Source organism: Streptomyces sp. NBC_01497 (assembly GCF_036250695.1).
Lineage (GTDB): Bacteria > Actinomycetota > Actinomycetes > Streptomycetales > Streptomycetaceae > Streptomyces.
The window spans coordinates 521,608-528,823 of sequence record NZ_CP109428.1 but is presented as its reverse complement, the minus strand read 5'-3'; the positions used below and the strand labels follow the sequence as shown (position 1 = coordinate 528,823).

The 7,216-nt window shown below is 68.9% G+C and carries 3 protein-coding genes; 2 read left to right on the top strand and 1 reads right to left on the bottom strand.

All coding sequences use genetic code 11. The annotated features are described in order from the left end of the window. Positions 1-432: 432 nt before the first annotated feature. On the bottom strand, positions 433-1,035 hold the full coding sequence (locus OG310_RS38410) for an ankyrin repeat domain-containing protein (RefSeq protein WP_329453783.1): 603 nt from the start codon (positions 1,033-1,035) through the stop codon (positions 433-435). A gap of 120 nt (positions 1,036-1,155) precedes the next feature. Between OG310_RS38410 and OG310_RS38405 the strand changes: the two genes are divergently transcribed. Then, complete coding sequence (locus OG310_RS38405) at positions 1,156-3,807, top strand: DEAD/DEAH box helicase (RefSeq protein WP_329453784.1); 2,652 nt, start codon at positions 1,156-1,158, stop codon at positions 3,805-3,807. Between the two features lie 93 nt (positions 3,808-3,900). Then, the gene (locus OG310_RS38400; protein WP_329453785.1) at positions 3,901-7,176 is read left to right on the top strand and encodes a Helicase associated domain protein; all 3,276 of its coding nucleotides are present in this window, start codon (positions 3,901-3,903) and stop codon (positions 7,174-7,176) included. Positions 7,177-7,216: the final 40 nt, after the last annotated feature.

Below are 7,216 nucleotides of genomic sequence, written 5' to 3'. Positions count from 1 at the left end.
GCGCTGCGCGCAATGCAAGCGAACCACCTTGCTGCGCAAGGTGGTTGCGCTCCCGCTCCGCGGGAGCGCTGGTGGCCCGCTGCGCGGGCCACTCACCCCACGGGCTGCGCCCGTGGGGTGAGGTTCCGTTCGCTGCGCTCCCGGAACGGGGTGAAGGTTGCGCCTTCGCTGGGGGCTTTCGCTTCGCTTCGGCCCGGGGCGGGTCCGCTGCGCTCCCCCGCCTGACGGTCCTTCCGGCTGCGCCTCCAGGCCCGTTGGGGCCCGCTGGCGCGGGCCGGGCTGGCTGCGAGGGGTGGGGGGCTCGTTCGTGTGGGTTCTAGTGGACCGTGTGCATCACGGTTGATGCACCATGTATTGTTGGCGGAAAGGCGGGATACCCCCAGCCATCCGGGAACCTTTCCGGAATTCTGAGAGAGGAACGGCGGTTCAGGGTCAGTTGCTTGCGGCCAGGAGCATGGAGATTGTCTCCGTGTACTCTGCTTGGCGCTCAGGAGTGTGTTTCCAGCGGTTGGCGCCACGGCCAGCTTGGGCCAGTGCCTCGGCTATCCGGGTGGCGCCGTGGTCCAGCAACAGCCGGACGACTGCCGGCCTGCCCCCGGACGCCGCCCATTCCAGCGGTGTCCGGCCCCGTCCCACCGACTCCAGGCATGCTCCGTGGTCCAGCAGCATCTCAGCGATGCCCTCCTGTCCTTCGGTGGCCGCCACCATCAAGGCGGTTGCCCGCCCCTCACACAGTCGGCCATCAGGCTCTGCCCCGGCCTCCAGCAGAATGCGGGCCATGGTCTGCATTCCACGCTCAGCGGTGAAGCGCAGTGGCAGCGTCTCGGCGTACTGCCCGATGGGCTGTTCAGTGTTCGTGCCCGCAGCCAGGAGCAGACAGACAGCTCCGTGCCGCCCCGCCCACAGAGCACGATCCAGAGGAGTACGGCCCTCTCGATCTCTGCCGTCGACCGGTGTGCCCTTGCCCAGCAGACTTGTCATCAGCTCCAGATCGCCACAACCCGCCGCCTCTACCAACTTCGCTGCCCCATCCATCTCCCGCATCGTCCCCCAACATCCCAACCAGAGCTACGTCCATCACCGCCAGTACACCGCAATCACCTCGGCTTCATTGTCGGACAACGAACCGTAGACCTCACTGAAAGAAAGTTCTCCATGCCGCACGTACAGCTTCGGAAACACCAACTGGACCAGAAAACGAGTTTCCGCAGATGGGTAGAATTTACTGCAAGATCATCTCCGCCCCCGCAGGGTGCCCGGGGCACGATCGTCTCCGCGACCGGATCCGGCAAAACGATCACCGCTGCTGCGTGCGCGCTGGAGTCGTTCGCGGACGGCCGGATCCTCATCACGGTGCCGACCCTGGACCTGCTCGCGCAGACCGCCCAGGCGTGGCGGGCGGTGGGCCACCGGGCGCCGATGGTCGCCGTGTGCTCGCTGGAGAACGACGCGGTCCTGGGCTCGCTCGGGGTGCGCACCACCACGAACCCGATCCAGCTCGCTCTGTGGGCCGGGCACGGGCCCGTGGTCGTGTTCGCCACGTACGCCTCTCTCGTGGACCGGGAGGACATCGACGCGCCCGAGGGCCAGCGGAGGGTTCGCGGGCCGCTGGAGGCCGCTCTGGCGGGCGGGGAGCGGCTCTACGGGCAGCGCATGGACGGCTTCGACCTCGCCATCGTGGATGAGGCACATGGAACCGCTGGTGATCTTGGGCGTCCGTGGGCGGCGATCCACGACAACGCCCGTATCCCGGCGGACTTCCGGCTCTACCTCACCGCCACCCCGCGTATCCTCGCCGCGGCCCGCCCGCAGAAGGGCGCGGACGGCCAGGAGGCGGAGATCGCGACCATGTCGGACGACCCGGAGGGCACGTACGGCGCGTGGCTCGCAGAGCTCGGTCTGAGCGAGGCCATCGAGCGCGAAATCCTTGCCGGGTTCGAGATCGACGTGCTGGAGATCCGCGACCCCTCGCCTGTCCTCGGGGAGTCGGAGGAGGCGCGGCGCGGCAGGCGCCTGGCGCTGTTGCAGACCGCGCTCCTGGAGCACGCCGCCGCGTACAACCTGCGTACGGTCATGACGTTCCACCAGAAGGTCGAAGAGGCCCGTGCGTTCGCGGACAAGCTGCCCGAGACGGCTGCCGCGCTGTTCCTGAACGACGCCTCCGACGCCGATCTGGCCGCCGCCGACAAGCTCCCCGCGTCCTCGATCGACGCGGAGTTCTACGAGCTGGAGGCCGGCCGCCACGTCCCGCCGGACCGGGTGTGGTCGGCGTGGCTGTGCGGTGACCACCTCGTAGCCGAGCGGCGGGAGGCGCTGCGGCAGTTCGCCAATGGCATCGACGCGGCCGGGCGCCGGGTGCACCGGGCATTCCTCGCCAGCGTTCGCGTTCTCGGTGAGGGCGTGGACATCACCGGCGAGCGGGGAGTCGACTCGATCTGCTTCGCGGACACCCGCGGCTCCCAGGTGGAGATCGTGCAGAACATCGGCCGCGCGCTGAGGTTGAACCGCGACGGCTCCACCAAGGTGGCCAGGATCATCGTGCCGATCTTCCTGGAGCCGAACGAGGACCCGAACGACATGGTCGCCTCCGCCTCGTTCCGCCCCCTTGTAGCCGTTTTGCAAGGGCTCCGCAGTCATGATGAACGACTCGTTGAGCAGCTCGCCTCCCGCGCCCTCACCAGCGGCAAGCGCAAGGTCCACATCCAGCGAGACGAGAACGGCCAGATCATCGGCGCCGACGGCGCGGGCGACGGCGAGGACCAGGAGCACGACGACACCCAGGCCGCCGCCGAATCCGCTCTGCTCCACTTCAGCACTCCCCGGGACGCCGCCACGATCGCCGCGTTCCTGCGTACCCGCGTCTACCGGCCGGACAGCCTCGTCTGGCTGGAGGGCTACCAGGCCCTGCTCCGCTGGCGGGCGGAGAACGAGATCACCGGCCTCTACGCCGTTCCCTACGACACAGAGACCCAGGTCGGGGTGACGAAAGATTTTCCCCTTGGGCGCTGGGTCCACAAGCAGCGGAAGGCGCTGCGGGCCGGGGAGCTGGAGGAGCGGCGCAAGGAGCTGCTGGACGCCGAAGAGGCCGGGATGGTGTGGGAGCCGGGTGAGGAAGCCTGGGAGACCAAGCTCGCCGCGCTGCGCTCGTACAGGCGGGCCACCGGGCACCTCGCACCCCGTCAGGACGCCGTGTGGGGCGAGAGCGAGGCCAAGGGCATGGTGCCCATCGGGCAGCACATGGCCAATCTGCGCCGCAAGGGCGGCCTCGGGAAGGACCCCGAGCGCGCCGCGGTACGGGCCGCGCACCTGACCGCCATCGATGAGGACTGGGACTGCCCGTGGCCGCTGGACTGGCAACGCCACTACCGCATCCTCGCCGACCTCGTCGACGCCGACGGCATGCTGCCGCAGATTGAGCCGGGCGTGCTCTTCGAAGGTGATGACCTTGGCCGATGGCTCCAGCGGCAAGTCAGCTCCTGGACGGAGCTGCCGAAGGAGCAGCAACAGCGCCTGTCCGGGCTGGGCGTGAAGCCTGCCGAACGGCCCGTCCCGGCCACCACGACCAAGGGCTCCGGGAAGGCGTCGATGGCCTTCCAGCGGGGCCTTGCGGCTCTCGCTCAGTACATCGCCCGCGAAGGCCACGACCGCGTCCCCAGGGCTCATGCAGAGCGGATCACGGTCGGCGGCGAGGCTGAACCGGTGACCGTGAAGCTGGGCGTGTGGGTCTCCAACACCAAGACCCGCCGCGACAAGCTCGCGCAGGAGCAGCGCGCTGCCCTCGCGGAGCTGGGAGTCGAGTGGGCATGAATGCTGCTTGATCGGTGCGCAGACCCCTCCGTTCCGTAACTGGGTGTGGCTCGCAGGTGGTTACGAGAAGCGGGGCCGACGGAGTGGGGTGGCATGAGCGGCGAGAGTAAGGCACCGGCAGCAGTTGAGGGGCTCGCGCTGCCGAGCGGTGTGCTGCGCGTGGGACCGCTGCAGGGCGAGATGACGCAGTCGTTCCTGACGCGGCTGGCGGCGCGCTACGGCATGGCGTTCAGGGACCTGCTGGCGGCGGTCGTCGATGTGGACGGGCTGCCGAACGCGATGGGCAGGGCGCAGCTGGACAGCGAGATCTACCTGAACCAGGAGGCCCGGAACCGGGTAGCGCAGCTGTGTCGCGTCCCGGAGGATCGTCTGCTGCGGGCGCTGCCTGCCTGGGCGCAGGAGGAGCCCCGTCGACGGTTCGCTATAGGGCCGGCAGCGCAGTTTCACCACACCGCGGAGAAGGTTCGGTGCTGGGGGCCGGCTTGCCCTGAATGCACGGCGCGGCGTACCGGAAGGAGGGAGACCGCTCGCCTGTATCTGGGGCCGCAGCAGCGGGTGTGCCCGTCTCATCGCCGGTGGCTGATGCATATCCCGGGCACGGCGGGCCGAGTGATGGACCTGGCCGGGTGCGGGCAGGTGCTGGACGCCCAGCGCCGTCACGTGAGGCTGCTGCGTCGTTCCGCGCTGGCGTCGGATGCTTTTGAGGTGGCGCGGGCGGTGGCGTCGTCGTGGTGGTGGCAGACGTGGCCGCAGGAGCATTTGTGGTCGGCGCGGCTGCGGAGCCTGGACAGTGACGGCTTGGACCAGGATGTGTGGCGGGTTGTGGCTCGGGAACTGGTGATCTATCCGGAGACCGTTGCTCTGGCCACTCTGCTTGCCAGTGACGGCTTCCGGCGCCGCGTGGTGGCCGATGCACAGGGCCATCTTCCTTTTCGCCTGGCTGATCTGCCGTCGCTTTTAACTGCTGTTGCGGGCTGTGTGCGGAGGCCTTGGTACGTGGAGCAGCTGGCGCAGGAGACGTCAGGTCCTCTCTTTGCGTGGGCTTATCAGTGCGTGCGGGCACAGGGTGGGACAAGGGCTGCGGAACAGGCGATGTGGGCGGTGGCTCCGGCGCACCGTCAGCTCCCTCTGGTGGACGAACTCGCGGTACGGGCGCATGTGGGGTCCGGCGGCCGTAGCGCGGAAGGCAAACGGCGGCGCGGACACAGCCGGCAGGCGGACGAAGCCTTCGCGGCCGGCCTGGTGCATGCCAGCCGCTACGTGCGCGAACACGGCAATCTCGCAGTCCCGCAGGACACCGTGATCGATTCCTATCGGCTTGGGGAATGGCTGAGCAACGTCCAGACCAGAGCGTGGGCAATAGGGCCGGACCGTGCACAGGCTCTCGCGGTTTTGGACCCGTGGTGGAACGTCCCCTGGTCGGTGCAGTGGCAGCGCTCGTACTACCGGGCGCGCGATCACGCCGCAGTCGCCGGCCCGCCCGATGCGGCCGCGGGATTCCCCGGCACCCAGATCCTCAACGGCGAGTGGCTGTATCTGCAGTGCACCCACTACAGCACTCTCCATCCTGAGCAGCAGCGTCTGCTGGCGGACATCGGGATCACGGCCGAGGCGGCCCGCACCGCTCTGCCGCGGCGGATCCCCATCCAGGCCGGCTTCGAAACGGGGCTGACGCACGCCAGGTCCTACGTCGCCGAGCAGGGTCACCTGGCCGTCTCGGGCAAGGACGCGATGTACCAGGGGTATCCGCTGAGGTCGTGGCTCGTGCACCAGCGCCGCAGGGCCCGCGAGAACCGGGAACCTACGGAGCACTCCCGTGCCCTCGACGCCGTCGACCCCTGGTGGAATCCGCCCTGGGTGCTGACATGGCAGCGCTCCTACGCACAGGCCCGGCGGCTGGTGGAGAGCCGGGGCGGGCTCGATGTGGGGGGCGGCTTTCCAGGAGTCGAAGCAGATCTTGCCCTGTGGTTGTCGCGGCAGTGCGCCGCGTATCGGCGTCTGGACCCCGATCAGCAGCGCCTGCTGGCAGACATCGGCATCACAGCCGAGGAAGCCGCGAAAGTGCAGGGCGGGTCCGGGGCATCCCAGGCCGTGAACGAGCAGATTGCTGCTGCCGGTCTGTGGGCTTTGGACGGCATGGCCAGTGCTCGTTCCTTCGCCGCGGTAAACGGGCACCTTGCGGTTGCCTCCGAGTACGTGCACGACGGGTTTGCCCTGGGCCGCTGGCTGGTGGAGCAGCGCCGCCAGGACCGTCGGCACGCTCAAGCCACCGAAGGCGTGTGGCTGCGTGGCCGGCTGCTGGCCGAACTGGATCCCTGGTGGAACCCGCCCTGGCCCTTTCCCTGGCAGCGGAGTTACCAGCGGGCCCGTAAGCGATGGCGGAAAGGCCAGCTGAACGTGCTTGGCCCGCATCGCGGCAGGGACGAGGACGAGGTGACAGTGTGGCTGCACCGTCAGTGCGTCCAGCACGACGTTCTGCAACTCGATCAGCAGAGTCTCCTCGCGGACATCGGCATCTCCTCTGCCGTCGCCCGCGCAGTGACCGAAGCCGATCGAAGCCCCGCCCGCGTAGACACAGGGCTCGCCCACGCACGTAGCTATGCCGCCGAACACGGGCATCTGGCCGTGGCCGAACGGACCCGCCACAACGGCTATCCCCTCGGTACCTGGCTCCTACGCCAGCGACACCGCGTGGCTGACGGGCGCACCGATCCGGCCCGGATCGCCGCGCTGAACGCCCTTGACCCGCACTGGAACCCGCCCTGGCCCCTGGCGTGGCAGCGCGCCTACCACCGGGCACACGCCGCCCCTGCCAGCGGCAACCTGACCGTGGCCCAGCGACGCTGGGCCACCACCCAGACAAGGCTGTGGGACAGCCTCCATCCCACCCAGCAAGAGCTCCTGGCCAACCTCGGCGCCACGCCCGCCACCGAACCCGTACCGGCTCCTACAACCGCGCACCGCTATCCCGCAGGCGAAGGCCTCCCCCACGCCCGTGCCTACGCCGCCGCCCACGGCCACCTAGCCGTGTTCAAACACACCCAGCACCACGGCTTCGCCTTGGGGCACTGGCTCATCCAGCAACGGCGCAAAGCCCGCGCTGGCCTCCTGTCCGCCCTCACCCTGCAAGAACTCACCGTCCTCGACCCCTGGTGGAACCCGCCCTGGCCCTTCGCCTGGCAACGCAAGTACCACCAGCACCGCACCCTCCGCACCACAGGCCAGCCCCTCCCGCCCGAGCTTCAGCGCTGGGCCCGTAAACAAACCGTCCTCTGGCACCAACTCCACCCCCACCAACAGGCCCTGCTGAGCACCATCGGTATCCGCCCTGAGGCTTCGAGTCGGCAAGGCACCTTGCGTGAAGCGTGACGGTGAGACTTCCGAGAGTGATCACGTAGGGCGTGCCGAT